Here is a 14673-nt window from a genome sequence, read left to right on the forward strand (position 1 = left end):
AGAATGCAAAATCACAAGTCTACAACCAAAACTAATCACTTATGTCCTATATCGATATTGGCGTAAACCTAACGAATAATCGCTTTAATGACGACTACCATGAGGTTATTGAAAGAGCCCGTCAGCATGGCGTTAGCGCTCAAATCATCACCGGTACCTCACCGCTAGAAAGCCAACAAGCGTTTAAGTTAGCGACCCAATACTCAGATCTTTTTTCTACAGCGGGGTGCCATCCCCACGATGCTAAAGATTTTAAGCCTAGTGACTTAGAGGCACTAAAAGAGTTATTGCATAATGACAAAGTTGTCGCGGTTGGCGAATGTGGCCTCGATTTTAATCGTAACTTTTCGCCACGAGACACTCAGCTTGATGTGTTTGAGCAGCAGTTACAATTAGCTTGCGACACCCAGAAACCATTGTTTATTCACGAACGCGACGCTGGGCAAGAAATGGTGCAACTATTACAACAGTATCAATCAAAGCTTCCCAAGGCCGTGATACACTGTTTTACTGGTAGTCAGGCGAGTTTAACACAGTATATCGATATGGGACTCTATATTGGCATTACGGGTTGGATTTGTGATGAACGCCGTGGTCAGGATTTAGCACAGATGGTGCACTTGATTCCAGACGATAAGCTGATGATTGAAACCGACGCGCCTTTTCTTACGCCGCGCGATTTAACCAAAGATCAGAAGAAACAATTAAAAAGTAATCGAAATGAGCCTTTTTTGCTGCCGCATGTAGCGCAAAAGGTCGCAAGCTGCCGCCAGCAATCATTACAAGAGTTGTCTTCCAACTGTTATAACAATACGGTCGCTTTCTTTCAGCTCCCAATAACTAAAAATATAAACGCCAAGGAACACTAGCATGGCTCAGAATCAGTTTTCTTTATTTAAGCAAAAGTTCTTTTCATCGTTTTTTATCACGCAGGCTCTAGGCGCACTAAACGATAATATTTTTAAAAGTGCTTTACTGATCTTCATCGCCTTTCGAGCTGGCGACGAACTCGGCCTGGATTCAGATTTATTGAATAACATTGCTGCGGGCCTATTTATTCTGCCCTTCTTCCTATTTTCCGCTACCGCTGGCCAGATCGCTGAAAAATACGAAAAGTCTGCGCTGATTCGAAAAATAAAGGTCCTCGAAATCGGTATCATGACACTCGCCGTTTTAGGGTTCTTTTCTAGCAACATCTGGTACTTGTTGGGGATTCTATTTTTAATGGGCTTCCAGTCGAGCCTTTTTGGGCCGATTAAATACAGTATCTTGCCGCAACATTTGTCCGACAAAGAGCTGCTTGGTGGTAACGGTCTTATTGAAATGGGCACGTTCCTCTCAATCATTATAGGTACTGTCATCGGTGGTGTTCTAATTGGCTTTGACGATCTCGGTATTAAGATTTTATGCTCCCTACTGATTATAGTCTCTGCCTGTGGTTACTGGGCCAGTCGCCATATTCCAGAAACGCCTTCGGCTCAGCCCTACCTCAAGATTAACTGGAATCCAATTACTCAAACTTGGCGTACCTTCCAATATACACGACAAAATAGAGTAGTATTTCTGTCCATTCTAGGCATCTCTTGGTTTTGGTTTTACGGTGCGGTATTCCTAACTCAGATCCCAAACTTCACCAAAGTGAGTCTGAACGGTAATGAAAACGTTGCGACTATTATTCTGGCGACTTTCTCGGTGGGAATTGGTGTTGGCTCGGCGCTGTGTGAGTTTCTGTCGGGGCGAAAAGTAGAACTCGGCTTGGTGCCCTTTGGAGCAATCGGATTGACCTGGTTTGCGCTCGATATCTATTTTGCCAACCCTAGCAGTGATTTTATCGGCGAACTTGGCCCTTCGGCATTTCTAGCCCAAGAGGGCGCTATCCGCACGCTGATTAACTGTGCTTTCGTTGGGATCTTTGGTGGCTTTTATATAGTTCCACTCTACGCTTTAGTCCAAGAGCGCTGCGAAAAATCACACCTGTCGCGCGTAATTGCCGGTAATAATATTCTCAATGCCTTGTTCATGGTGTTTGCTGCTTTGCTGGCGGCTGTATGTCTTGGCAATGGTATGACTATCCCGCAATTCTTTATGCTCACAGCGATTCTTAACGCGGCGGTAGCTATTTATATCTTTACTCTGATTCCTGAGTTCTTGATGCGTTTCCTAATTTGGATTCTTATCAATACGATATATCGCGTGAAGAAAACAGGCGTCGAAAATGTGCCCGAAGAAGGTGCCTGCGTGGTGGTTTGTAACCATGTCAGCTATGTAGACGCATTAATTATTGGCGGCACTATAAGACGCCCAATTCGTTTTGTGATGTACCATAAAATCTTTAAAATCCCTGTGCTGAGTTTTATTTTTAAAACGGCAAAAGCCATCCCCATCGCTGGGCATAAAGAAGACCCTGAGCTTTTAAATAAAGCCATGTACACTATCGAAGAAGCGCTTAACAATGGTGAAGTGGTATGTATCTTCCCCGAAGGAAAACTTACTACAGATGGTGATATTGATGACTTTAAGTCTGGAATTGATAGAATTTTAGAGAAGTCGCCGGTTCCTGTGGTCCCTATGGCGCTACAAGGCCTTTGGCATAGTTTGTTTAGCCGCAAAAAGGTCAATAAGTTTATTGATCGCGTCAAACGCTTACGAACGAAAGTTCATCTTGTGGTTGGTAAGCCAATAGCGGCAGAGCAAGCAAACAAAGACAACTTGTACTCTGTGGTCAAAAAGCTTAGAGACGATAAGCCGTAGCTAAATGTCCTCGAATAAAGTTGATTAAAACAATCTAAAGAGAGCTGATATGAAATTTGCGAAGTACTTATTTATTGTTGTGGGCGTTATTTTCCTAACGTTAGTTGCTATTGGAATTTTTAAGACCGACTACCAAAGTAAAGCCAGTATCGAAATCAATGCGCCGCAGTCACAAGTCTTTGCTGTCTATAACAACCCTCTGTTGTATCAGCACTGGATGACTAATTATCAGTCCTTAGAGCAACTAGAGGGGCAAATTAATGAAGTAGGCAATAAGCATCGTCTGAGTTTCACCACCGGCTCTGGCGAAATAAGCATTCTTGAGCAAACACTGTTAGCTTATAAAGCCGATGAGTTAATTCGATATAGCTATCAGAACCAGTGGCTAGAAGGCACTAGCACAGCGAAGTTCGAGCGGACAGACGCGGGGGCAACTAAGATAAACTTAACGTTAAACTATACTGGTAAAGGAATTGTGCAGAACGCCCTGCTCTTTCTTCTAGGCTCTACAATCGACGAAGGCCATCAACACAATCTGGAGCAACTTAAAAAGTTGATTGAAGAGTCGCAGCCGGAGCAGCTCGAAGATAGCTCAGAGCAATAACCCTACTAGTCTTTTAGACTTTTAGCGTAAATGTTACCGGTCCATCGTTAATCAGGTGGACCTTCATATCCGCACCAAACTTCCCCGTTTCGACCTTTTCGTAAGTAGCTTTAGCCTTTTTCACCAGATAATCAAAAAGCTCTTCTCCTTGCGCAGGAGGAGCAGCACTCGAGAAACTGGGGCGCATGCCACTCTTAGTATCAGCGGCAAGCGTGAACTGGGGCACCAACAATAAACCGCCATTAATTGCTTCAACAGAAAGGTTCATCTTGCCATCGTCATCAGAAAAGATTCGGTAACCCAGAATTTTTTTGAGTAACTTATCGGCGCTAGCAACATCATCGCCACGCTCCACACCGATAAGTGCCATGATTCCCTGGCTTATTTCACCAACAGTTTCACCATCTACGATGACTTTTGATTCTTCGACTCGTTGGATTAAAGCTATCATCTCTAATTAATACCGCTATCTTATTTGTCACCGCCGTCTTCAGCGTCACTAGATTCACTATCGTTAATGACGCCATCATCAACTTCTTTAATGATAACGGTGCCGTCAGTTGGACGCTCGCCAATACCTTTATCCTTAACCACCTTAGCGTAGGCTTCTTGCACACATTGTTTCATTTTCTCGTGCTCGCCTTCATTGTCACCTAAACACACTCGATACTCGTATTCCAGCTCTTCTTTGACCGAAGTGTCTTTAAACACAGACTGATCATGTTGGCCACCCAATAACTTGCTAATGGTTTTAAGCGCACCATTGTTTTCGCTAGAGCCACCGTTTGAAGCACAACCGGATAGCAAAGCTAAACCTAAAATGAGGGACGTTGAGGTGACTGAAAAGCGCATGAATAAACCTGACCTTATCTTTATTGGATGAATGCTTTGCCCACAATATAGCATAGTCATAAAAAAACTTTCAGCATAAAAAAACCGCTGACTCAGCAGCGGTTTTTGATATCAGCTAAGACTAGCCTTTTGGCGGACGCGAGGCACGTTTACGCTCGCTTTCCGTCAAGTGTCTTTTACGGATACGAATACTTTCAGGCGTCACTTCAACCAGCTCGTCATCGTTGATAAACTCAAGCGCTTGCTCAAGTGTCATCTTAACTGGTGGCGATAGAACCTGCGCATCATCCGTACCAGAGGCACGTACGTTTGTCAGCTGCTTGCCCTTTAGACAGTTAACCGTTAAGTCGTTTGAGCGACTGTGAATACCAACGATTTGGCCTTCATAAACTTCATCACCATGCTTAGTGAATAAGCGACCACGTTCCTGCAAGTTAAACAGTGCGTTGGTTAGAGCTTTACCTTGCGAGTTTGAAATTAACACACCGTTGGTACGCTGGCCAATTTCACCACCTTTGAAAGGACCATAGTGGTCAAAAGTGTGATACATCAAACCGCTACCAGAAGTTAGCGTTAAGAATTCAGTTTGGAAGCCAATTAAACCACGGCTCGGCATCATAAAGTCTAGACGTACACGACCTTTACCATCAGGCTGCATGTTGGTCATTTCAGCTTTACGCTCACCTAAACGCTCCATCACGCTGCCTTGGTGTGCTTCTTCAACGTCGATAGTAACCGCTTCAAAAGGCTCTTCTAGCTTACCATCAACTTCGCGAATAATAACTTCTGGGCGCGATACTGCGATTTCAAAGCCTTCACGACGCATATTCTCAATTAAGATACCCAAGTGAAGTTCACCACGGCCTGAAACACGGAACTTATCCGGGTTGTCCGTTTCTTCCACTCGCAAAGCTACGTTATGCACTAGCTCTTGCTTTAGGCGCTCTAGGATATTACGTGAAGTGACGAATTTACCTTCTTTACCGGCAAACGGTGAGGTATTCACCTGGAATGTCATGGTAACTGTAGGCTCGTCAACAGAAAGTGGAGGTAACGCTTCTATTACGTTTGGATCACAAATAGTGTCAGAAATCTTAAGATCGCCAAGACCTGTGATAGCGATAATGTCGCCAGCATCGGCAGACTTCACTTCGTGTCTGTCTAGGCCCATATAGCCAAGAACCTGACCAACTTTTCCGTTACGCTTGGTGCCATCAGCAGATACCACAGTAACTTGTTGATTTACTTTTACTTGACCACGTTTGATACGGCCAACACCAATAACACCAACATAAGAGTTATAGTCGAGCTGCGAGATTTGCATCTGGAAGCCACCCTCAGAGTTAGCCGGCGGTGGCGATACACTTTCCACGATGGTTTCGAATAAAGGCTGCATATTTTCGCCCGTGGTATCCGCCTCTTTGCTCGCCCAACCATTCAGTGCTGAAGCGTAAACCACGTCAAAATCTAACTGGTCATCTGTTGCGCCAAGATTATCAAATAAATCAAATACTTGGTCCATAACCCAGTCTGGTCTAGCGCTTGGCTTGTCAATCTTGTTAATCACAAGAATTGGCTTAAGACCTTGGGCAAAAGCTTTCTGCGTCACAAATCGAGTTTGTGGCATCGGGCCTTCTTGGGCGTCTACAAGTAGCAATACAGAATCAACCATCGACAATACACGCTCAACTTCACCACCGAAATCGGCGTGACCTGGCGTATCTACGATGTTAATGCGGTAATCTTTCCATTCAATCGCTGTATTCTTAGCAAGAATGGTAATACCACGCTCTTTCTCAATATCGTTAGAATCCATTACACGATCTTGCTCGCCGGCACGCTCTCCTAATGTTCCCGACTGCTCTAGAAGCTTATCGACCAAAGTTGTCTTACCATGGTCAACGTGAGCAATAATCGCAATATTTCTTAATTTATCTATCATATAGTTCCTGAAACTCAATACTCTGGCGTTAAATTACCAGTTTGTGCAAAAAATTGGCGCCATTCTATACTAGATAGCGCCATTCGCACAGAAAATAGTCATTTTTCTTCAGTTTCAGGCTGTTGTTGCTCTGGACTTTCCACTTCTGTACTGATAACGGAGCCCCCAGTTGCTAATTTATGCTCAATAAACTTATTTGTTCTGGCTAAATCCTGCTTTAAAGCTCGGATAACCTTAGGATCTCTTAGACTCACTTCCCGTAAGCAATTATCAAGACTTTTTTGGCTGCCACTATCAACACAGTAATGCTGTATAAAGCCACAGTTGCCTCTAATTCGCGAGCCAGTACATTCTGGGAGCGTGTTTCTGATCATTTTCTTAAGATTCATGGCAATCGCTAAATCACTGTACTGCTCAGAAAGCTCAATCTTAATCTTTTCAGCCTGTTGCGTTTCTGCATCTGGAACAGCTTGCTCAACTTGCTGATAAAACCTTTTAATTTCGGGTGAGGGGCTTCTCCTTGCTAAACTTGCCCAGCCATACGCTTGGTGAATGTCCTTCTCAACCCCTAGGCCGTTTAGATAGTGAAATGAAACCATGTATTGCGAATATTTATCACCATATTTAGCGAGTGACAAATATTGCTTAAAAGCCGCTTGATAGTTTCCCTGCTCAAAATACTCATCAGCCTTTTTCTCAGCCCCCTCTTCTACTTTAGGTAAATCAAACAGAGTTTCTTTCGCTGAGGTAATTGTTGTAAATAGTATTAAACCGATAAGTATTAACGTTTTTTTAATAGACATTTTTTTATCCTTTCCTTGTTTACTTAGTCTCAATGCCTACTTATAACTATAAGTAACCGCTTCTTCAAGTTACAGATCATTACAACTACTGGCTTTTATGCGTTATTTTGTTTTTCCCGCTACTTTTACTAACATACAGTAGTTCGTCTGACTTTTTGATGATTCCCTCATAACTTATATTAAAATCGTCCCGAACAGTATAAGCACCAATGCTTATCGTCATTTTGATAGATTGCTTACCATAGCAAACACTTCCATTCTCAATAGTAGCCCGAAACAATTCTAACAAGTGCAAATGATTGGCTTCAGAGCCCTCAGCGAGCATAACTACAAACTCTTCCCCACCATAACGTCCCACGAAGTCGGTATCTCGTTTGAACACATCTTTTAACGTTTCGCCAATATATTCTAAGCACTTATCGCCAGCAGTATGGCCGAGGCTATCGTTTATTGTTTTAAAGTTATCAACATCCAAAACGGCAAAGGTTACTGGGTTATGGTTGCGTATGGCGAGTTTAAATACCTTTTGCGTTGCAAGCTCAAAGCCTCTTCGGTTAAAAATATTAGTTAATTGATCTTGTCTACTTAAGAGCTCTAACTTTTCGTTTGTCTTTTTCAACTCTTTCGTTTTTTCATCCACTTCATCTTTTAACTTTTCTTGATAATCAATCATAAGTGATTGAGCATTTATTAACTGCAAGCGTATAGACTCAACTTCTTCACTTGATAAGTACTTCATTGCTCTGGTTGGTACAGGCCTCTGCGCCTCAAAGTACCGCACTAAACGCTCTAGCGGGCGAGTAATTTGTTTTGCAAATCTTCGGGTCACTGACAATGCTAGAATTGAAATAATAATTAGAGTCAAAATTAGTTTATAGAAGTTATTTTTGTATGCTGTTATTAAGGTATTGGGCTTACTTAAAACCTTTACCACCCACCCATTGTCTGTTGTGACTTGTTTATATAGGTACTCCCGCTCATTGACTTCGATTGCCGGCAAATTACTTGAGTAGGCTAATGTCATATCCTGCTGAGCAAATACGGTTAACGCCTTGATATTTAATGCCGGTGACGAATAGATAACTTTGCCTGATTTGTCTACAACAATTACCGAATAAGCATTACCTGTTGCATCAATGTCGCTAAAATTTGGTAAATTTAGTGAGCCTTCAACAACACCTTTAAAAACCCCTCCACTATAGTAGGGTGCACTAATCGCAATAATCGGGTCGTTACCAAAGCCCCTACCAAGAAACACCTCTGAAATAAAACTTTGATTGGTCTCTTTGGGCTTAACAAAATAATCTCGATCGCTAACCAGACGCGATAGCTCGGGCAACGCCAACAACTTCTCAAACCGCTCTTCTGGCACCCCTTCAATAACCAACCCCTTCTCATCGGTAATTAGCATAGTAAGAAAGCCGGAATAATTCGAGTTCCAATGATTGAGCGTCGCTTCCTGATCGGGCTCATCTTGCAGCTCGCTGATAACCTCAGATAGGTTCTCAATGGCCTTTTTGTGATAAGACAAATAGCCACTGCTCAGTTCAGCGAAATGTGCAGCTCTTATGCGAAGGATTTCTTCGAGTTCTTTTTCGGACTGCTGGGCATTGCTATCCGACAGAATCAAGGTAATTAACAATGTTGGGAAAACGATACATATAAGCGACAGTTCAAATATTCGACTCGATAACTTGGGTAGCTTATTGGCAATATTTGAACTATATAATCTTGACGGAAGAAATGGCTGAACTAATAGGGCAAGCGAGATATTTAATACACCGTTTATGGCCTGCTTAATGAGGATCACTTGCGTGAAGTCAGTCGAGGTCACTTGGTAAAAGTAAGTAATCACTACGTACGTAATAGGGAGGCCAAGGATTAACCAATAGATGATATCCGCTATAAGGATAAGAAACCCTCGGCGAATCAAAAAGTAAACCACGAGTGTTTGAAGTAGGGTTGTAATTAGAAGTGAAGGATTCTCTGTGGCTAAAAACAGACCTAGAGAGGATAGCAGCGTTGCTATAATAGCGGGAACCAAGCCTCTGAAAATGAGGCAGAGGAATACAAACACCTCTCCCATATGAAGTCCCAAGTGTCCGTATATTGGAATAATAAAGTTAAAGTTTATTAAAAATGCGAATATGCCAAATAATACGCCGTAGACGACTTGTTTTTTTAGATAATCCTTCTGATAATAATTCAGATCCTGAGCCCCCCATTGCACTATATTACTGATACTATCCCATCTCATTTGAAATGTGTAAATTTTTGCTTAATTATTTACCAGTTATCTTTGCTAGTCTCGCTCCGCTAATATATAATCTCTGTCCATTTTTTGAGCACCAAGCTCTCCGCAAGTTATTGATTTTTGGTTATGACACAAGAAACTTCCTCAGTAAACACTGGCGACAAGCCGAAACAACGTAAAGCCGTTGCACTCATCTCTGGTGGGTTAGACTCGCTCTTAGCGGCAAAAGTCGTTCAAGAACAAGGGATCCATGTTGAAGGGATCAACTTTTATACAGGCTTTTGCGTAGAGGGACACACGCATGCAATCCGTAAAAAAGATAAGGATAAGCAAAAGCGTAATAACTCTTTGTGGGTAGCCGAACAGCTTGGTATTAAACTCCATATTATTGATATCTCTGAAGAATACAAAGATATCGTACTAAACCCGAAGCATGGTTATGGTGCCAACCTAAACCCTTGCCTTGATTGTAAGATCTTCATGGTTAACCAAGCTCAAGCTTGGGCATGGGCGGAAGAAAACGGTTTTGACTTCATCATTACTGGTGAAGTTATTGGCCAGAGACCTAAGTCGCAACGTAAAGAAACCATGCCAATTATTGCCCGCGAATCTGGTGCTGATGATCGCCTGTTGCGCCCACTTTGTGCCAAAAACCTTATGCCTACTCTCCCTGAGCGTGAGGGCTGGGTAAACCGCGATGAACTTTATGACTTTTCAGGCCGTAGCCGTAAGCCACAGTTTGAGCTCGCAAAAAAGTTTGGCTTCGAAGACTTTGCACAGCCAGCCGGCGGTTGTTGCTTCTTGACTGATGCAAACTACTCTAAGAAGCTTGCGGACTTATGGGATGCTCGTGGTGAGCGCCGTTATGAGCTTGATGACATTATGCTTCTTAAAGTAGGCCGTCATATTCGTCCAAAGAAAAACTTTAAATTGATAGTAAGCCGTGAGGAAGGTGAGAATAATTTCTTGCGCGGCTACAAAAAGCAATTCACCAGCATCCATACGGTAAGTCATGGTGGGCCACTAACCTTGTTAGACGGTGATTTTGATAAAGAAGATATTAAGCTTGCCGCGCAAATAGTGGCTCGTTACTCAGGTGGTAAGAACGCAGACCAAGTCACTGTTCAAGTTGAAAATTACAAAGGAACTTCTTTTGTCATGGACGTCCCTCCTATGAGCGCTGACGAAATTAAGCAGGAGTGGCACGTATGAGCCAGAATACTTTAGATTGTCGTAACCTCTTGTGCCCTATGCCGGTTATACGCACTCAAAACGCCCTCAAAGAACTCTCTGAGGGCGAATTGCTTGAAGTGACTTGCACAGATCCTGGAACCTTAAGCGATATCCCTACCTGGTGCAGAATTAACCATCACGAAGTCGTTTCAACAGAAGAAAATAATCACGAAATTGTTTTTGTAATAAAAAAGTAAATCCCTTTTTAAAGGGGAGTTAAGCTATCTCAACTCCCCAAGCAACAATATGCGAATTACTTTTTAATTCTTGTTGTACGGTAATTTTTTTTCCAAATTTGTTTACAGTTTCCGCTAACTTTTCTAGTTGCTCCTTAGAAACTGCAACTTCGACTAAATCAGACATTCTTTCACGGCTTTGCTCCAGCTCGCCTTTATAACGACTTAGCTCAGCTTTAGCAGCTGATGAGCCCTGCAACTTTGCAACATGGAATATCTTTTTTGACTGGTTTAGCGCATCTTTTAGTATATCTGGCACATTAGATCGTTCTATTCTCGATAGTAACACACCGCTTTCTTTGTTGAACAAATCCCTCACTCGAATGGCTTTCTCATCTTTATTTAACTTTTTGGCATTTGCGGGGTTACGTAATTTGGCAAATACTGGGATCAACTGTTCAATTAGCTCAATGTAGCCAGCCTTTTCGCTAAGAATATCAATATGAGACATTTCTTCTTTAGCTACTTTCAAAAGAATTGAGTCACTATGGTGTAGGACAAGTCTTGCTTTCCCAGTGCTTTTCATTACTCTGCAAAGCTCTTTGACAACACCTGTTTCAAAAGCATACTCAACACCAAATTGGCTGGTAACTATATCAAAGGCCTCATCTAAATAGGGTAAAGCATTAACATCAGTTTCATAATCCATTGAAACATTCTTACTAACTTCTACAAATCTGTCGGCAACTATCTCTTGATCAATAGCGGCAATATCTGCGCCAGTATATAAAGACAAGCCATGTTTCTTATTTTTTTGTAGTTTAATTAACTGAGCAATTACATCGCCCTTTCCTGTACATAGGTCAAGCACACTGCTCGTCTCGTTCAACATTTTTTCAGTATCAGCCCAGAAGTTATTTATCTCTGAGTCTTGGGCTTTAACCCCTGCACTACAGGAGTCTATTTGATTTTCGGTCCAATATTTTGTCCAGTTAGTTTGTCGTTGTTTCTTGTTCATTATTTTTCTCTTTATAAAAAAGAAGGGCGAATAAATTCGCCCTTCTTGGTCTTGCTTAAAGCTCTAAATATTAGAAGCTTTGAGTGTACTGAACGTACGTGTAGCGACCATAGCCGTCGTATAGACCGTAGTTATAGTCACGACCATCGTAACCCACTAATGTAGGTAGTTTTTCGCCAACGTTTTGTACACCTACAGTGATACGACCGTCCCAAGGAGCAGTGTAGTTCACCTGTACGTCATGCGTAGTCCAAGTACCAACTGCAGTAGCATCTTCACCGTTTGCATCAATAACGTTAGTATTTAATGCGAACTGGAAGTCTCCAATCATGTACTGGTTACGTAACTGTGCACGGTACTCAGGAAGACTTGCGATACCAACTAGGTCTTCACCACCGTTGATGCTGTAGTCATTAATGTAACTGATTTGCAATGTAGAATCTAATACACCACCACCTAAGTCAAAGCGTGTGTGCATGTTCCAGTCGATGTTGCTAGTTTCTAAATCACCTTCGTTACCAGAACCACGTACTAGGCTAGTAATAACCTGACACGTTTGAGTAGTATCAACACTACAAGGCTGTGCTTCACGTGTTACCGTGAACGTACTGTCTATTGGACGTGGATCGTAGTTTGCTCCGCCTGGTTGATATGAAGCATAACGAGGGTCTGTGCTACCAGCAAACGTTTGTGTACCGTTTCTGTTTACAACAGTTTGAGCAGAGAACTGAACGATACGGTCTTCAATTTCGATTGAAGAGAAATCTAAGGACATATCGAACCAATCAGTTGGTTGCCATACGATACCAAATGCATACTGCTCAGACTGCTCTGACGTCAGGTTTGGATTTGAAATTGACAGACCATTGATTTGACACTCTTCAGTACGGTCATCAACTAATACATCGCACGAATCTGGGTCAGCGATTGAGTCAGCTGAGAATGCTGGCTTTTGAGTTAAGATGTCCAATGTTGGTGCACGGAAACCTTGGCCCCAAGAAGCACGTAACGTTAACTCGTCAGTTGGTTGATAACGCATACCAACTTTTGGCGAGAAGTCACTACCGTAATCAGAGTAGCTATCGTAACGACCCGCTAGTGAAACTTCGAAGTTATCTGCGAAAGGCATTAATGTTTCGAAGTACATAGCGTTTACACTACGACCACCGCCTGCTGAGTTACCAGCAGAACCACCAACTAGACCAGCTTCAGACTGTGAATCATACAGATCTTGGTAGTACTCTTCACGACGTTCAGCACCAATAAACATCTGCATAGAACCACCGTCTAGGTCCATGATGTCAAATGCAACAGATGCATAAACTTCATCGATGTTGAAGTCACTTTCACGTGAGGTAGTTACAGCTGAGCCAGAAAGTACATTTGCTGGGTTAGCAGATGGTTGTTGTACGTTGTAACCATAATAATAAGAATTAGGATCGAACGTACTTGTGTTATCACCGTAAGTAGCGTAACCAGGGTTGAAATCATTTACAAATGTCCAAGCAGTTTGAGCCGCTAAGTAACCGTTACCGATTTCTTTTGTGCTGTTACGAACACGACGAGCACCAAAGTCAACTTCAGCGTTGCCTACGAAACCAGTCGCGCCAACTAGGAAATCATAGTTAGTGTTATTAACTGTATTGTCACGGTTACCCACTGCTGCAAAACGGTGCCAGATATCTACATCTCGTTGAGCGCCAACTACAGAAGCGTCATATGCAACTGCGTTAGGGTTGTTCGGGTCGTAGTACCATGCGTTAGGGTTAGTTGGGTTGTTGTAGCTGTTAGCATCAATTACTAAATCACTATAGTAGAAAGTGCTATCAGGAACTGGAGCATAACGACCGAAAGATGTCGTCTTATTTACACTAGCATTACTGTAAAGTTCCCAGTCATCGTTAATTTGGTGTGTACCTTTCAAGAAGATCGACTCATTCTCGTTAGATGCTTCGTTCGCGTTAGTCGCGTTGAAGTTGTAACGACAAACAGTACCATCTAAGTAAAAGTTTTCTTCGCCACAGGCTCCTGGTATTCCTTCAAAGTTGAAAGAGTTAGGGTCTGTGAAGTTCGCACCAAATACTGATGCACCTGCGTCCACCCAAGGGAAGTCACGTTCGAAAATGATTTCACGCTTGTTCCAAGATACGCCTGCTAATAAGCTAGTAGTACCGTCTGAAGAACCGAATAAAGCGTGGCCAGACTCACGGTCACCGCCGTCTGCAGGTACGCTTACGCCACCCTTACTAACCATTAACTCAGCACCGTTGTAGTCTTGACGTGTAATAACGTTTACAACACCACCGATTGCATCAGAACCGTATACAGCTGATGCACCGTCTGTTAATACTTCGATACGCTCAATCGCACCTAGTGGGATTGAGTTCAAATCTTGACCTTGACCAGTAGATGGAGAGTGCGTCAAACGACGACCATCGATCAATACTAGAGTACGGCCAGAACCGATACCACGTAAATCGATAGTTGAAACACCCTGTGCTGAACTACCAGATTGTGGACGTAATGAACCTGCGCTGTTGAACGTTAGTTCACGCATTAATTCTGCTGCTGATAAAGCACCAGATAATTCAATTGTTTCACGGTCAATTACTGTAATTGGGTTAGCGCCTTCAACGTCTGAACGCTTTAAACGTGAACCTGTTACAACAATTTTCTCTGCCTGAGCGCCTTCTTCTTCGTCTGCAGCGAAAGAAGCTGGAGCGCTAACAGCTAGAGAAGCAGCAAAACCGCTATATAAAGCGACTTTTACAGCTTTAGCTATCATTGTCTTGTTAGTCATAAATTCCTACCTATAGATAAGTTGGTAAATTTTCTTTGTTGTACCAAGTCCATTTTTCGCCTCCCACAAAGAAGGGGCCATGGCGAAATACAGCCTTGGAGTATGCTATAGGTACCACATTAAAATTAGCCGGTCAACAAAATTTACATTTTAATGCTTTAAAGCGGAACCTAATCAGATTTTGTTAAACACTTGTTTTTATTAGATTTTATTTTTAATAAGTTGCATTAAAAACAGCGA

General features: G+C 42.5%; 12 protein-coding genes. 5 read left to right on the forward strand and 7 right to left on the reverse strand.

Annotated features, from left to right (window positions below; genetic code table 11):
- Window positions 1-41 precede the first annotated feature (41 nt).
- Genes DL796_RS02285 through DL796_RS02295 form a run of 3 tightly spaced genes read left to right on the forward strand, consistent with a single transcriptional unit; the run spans window position 42 to window position 3355 of the window.
- A complete protein-coding gene (locus DL796_RS02285) occupies window positions 42-869 on the forward strand; it encodes a TatD family hydrolase (protein WP_110199577.1) in 828 nt (275 codons plus the stop codon).
- 1 nt (window position 870) lies between these two features.
- On the forward strand, window positions 871-2751 hold the full coding sequence (locus tag DL796_RS02290; RefSeq protein ID WP_110199579.1) for an MFS transporter: 1881 nt from the start codon (window positions 871-873) through the stop codon (window positions 2749-2751).
- A 49-nt stretch (window positions 2752-2800) separates the two neighbouring features.
- Window positions 2801-3355, forward strand: coding sequence for an SRPBCC family protein (locus DL796_RS02295; RefSeq protein WP_110199581.1), 555 nt, complete (start codon window positions 2801-2803; stop codon window positions 3353-3355).
- Window positions 3356-3368: 13 nt separating this feature from the next.
- On the opposite strand, the gene dtd is transcribed toward DL796_RS02295, so the two are convergent.
- From dtd to DL796_RS02320, 5 genes are all read right to left on the reverse strand, one after another.
- Complete coding sequence (gene dtd, locus DL796_RS02300; RefSeq protein WP_110199583.1) at window positions 3369-3806, reverse strand: D-aminoacyl-tRNA deacylase; 438 nt, start codon at window positions 3804-3806, stop codon at window positions 3369-3371.
- 20 nt (window positions 3807-3826) lie between these two features.
- Window positions 3827-4207, reverse strand: coding sequence for a hypothetical protein (locus tag DL796_RS02305; protein WP_110199585.1), 381 nt, complete (start codon window positions 4205-4207; stop codon window positions 3827-3829).
- Window positions 4208-4328: 121 nt separating this feature from the next.
- Window positions 4329-6149, reverse strand: coding sequence for a translational GTPase TypA (typA, locus tag DL796_RS02310; RefSeq protein ID WP_110199587.1), 1821 nt, complete (start codon window positions 6147-6149; stop codon window positions 4329-4331).
- Window positions 6150-6247: 98 nt separating this feature from the next.
- Window positions 6248-6952, reverse strand: a complete 705-nt coding sequence (locus DL796_RS02315; RefSeq protein WP_110199589.1) for an SEL1-like repeat protein — start codon at window positions 6950-6952, stop codon at window positions 6248-6250.
- 85 nt (window positions 6953-7037) lie between these two features.
- Window positions 7038-9209 (reverse strand): sensor domain-containing diguanylate cyclase, encoded by a 2172-nt coding sequence (locus DL796_RS02320; RefSeq protein WP_110199591.1) that lies wholly within the window; start codon window positions 9207-9209, stop codon window positions 7038-7040.
- A 123-nt stretch (window positions 9210-9332) separates the two neighbouring features.
- On the opposite strand from DL796_RS02320, the gene DL796_RS02325 reads away from it, so the two are divergent.
- Both DL796_RS02325 and DL796_RS02330 read left to right on the forward strand, forming a co-directional pair.
- Complete coding sequence (locus DL796_RS02325) at window positions 9333-10418, forward strand: tRNA (5-methylaminomethyl-2-thiouridylate)-methyltransferase (protein WP_110199593.1); 1086 nt, start codon at window positions 9333-9335, stop codon at window positions 10416-10418.
- Window positions 10415-10636 carry a sulfurtransferase TusA family protein gene (locus DL796_RS02330; RefSeq protein WP_110199595.1) on the forward strand — a complete coding sequence of 74 codons (222 nt, stop codon included), beginning with the start codon at window positions 10415-10417 and terminating at the stop codon, window positions 10634-10636. The genes DL796_RS02325 and DL796_RS02330 overlap by 4 nt, the downstream gene beginning before the upstream one ends.
- A gap of 19 nt (window positions 10637-10655) precedes the next feature.
- Here DL796_RS02330 and DL796_RS02335 read toward each other — a convergent pair whose 3' ends face one another.
- Together DL796_RS02335 and DL796_RS02340 are read right to left on the reverse strand one after the other, a co-directional pair.
- Window positions 10656-11633, reverse strand: coding sequence for a class I SAM-dependent methyltransferase (locus DL796_RS02335; RefSeq protein WP_110199597.1), 978 nt, complete (start codon window positions 11631-11633; stop codon window positions 10656-10658).
- A gap of 70 nt (window positions 11634-11703) precedes the next feature.
- On the reverse strand, window positions 11704-14433 hold the full coding sequence (locus DL796_RS02340; protein WP_110199599.1) for a TonB-dependent receptor plug domain-containing protein: 2730 nt from the start codon (window positions 14431-14433) through the stop codon (window positions 11704-11706).
- Window positions 14434-14673 lie beyond the last annotated feature (240 nt).

Origin of the sequence: Kangiella spongicola (assembly GCF_003194565.2) — a bacterium.
GTDB lineage: Bacteria > Pseudomonadota > Gammaproteobacteria > Enterobacterales > Kangiellaceae > Kangiella > Kangiella spongicola.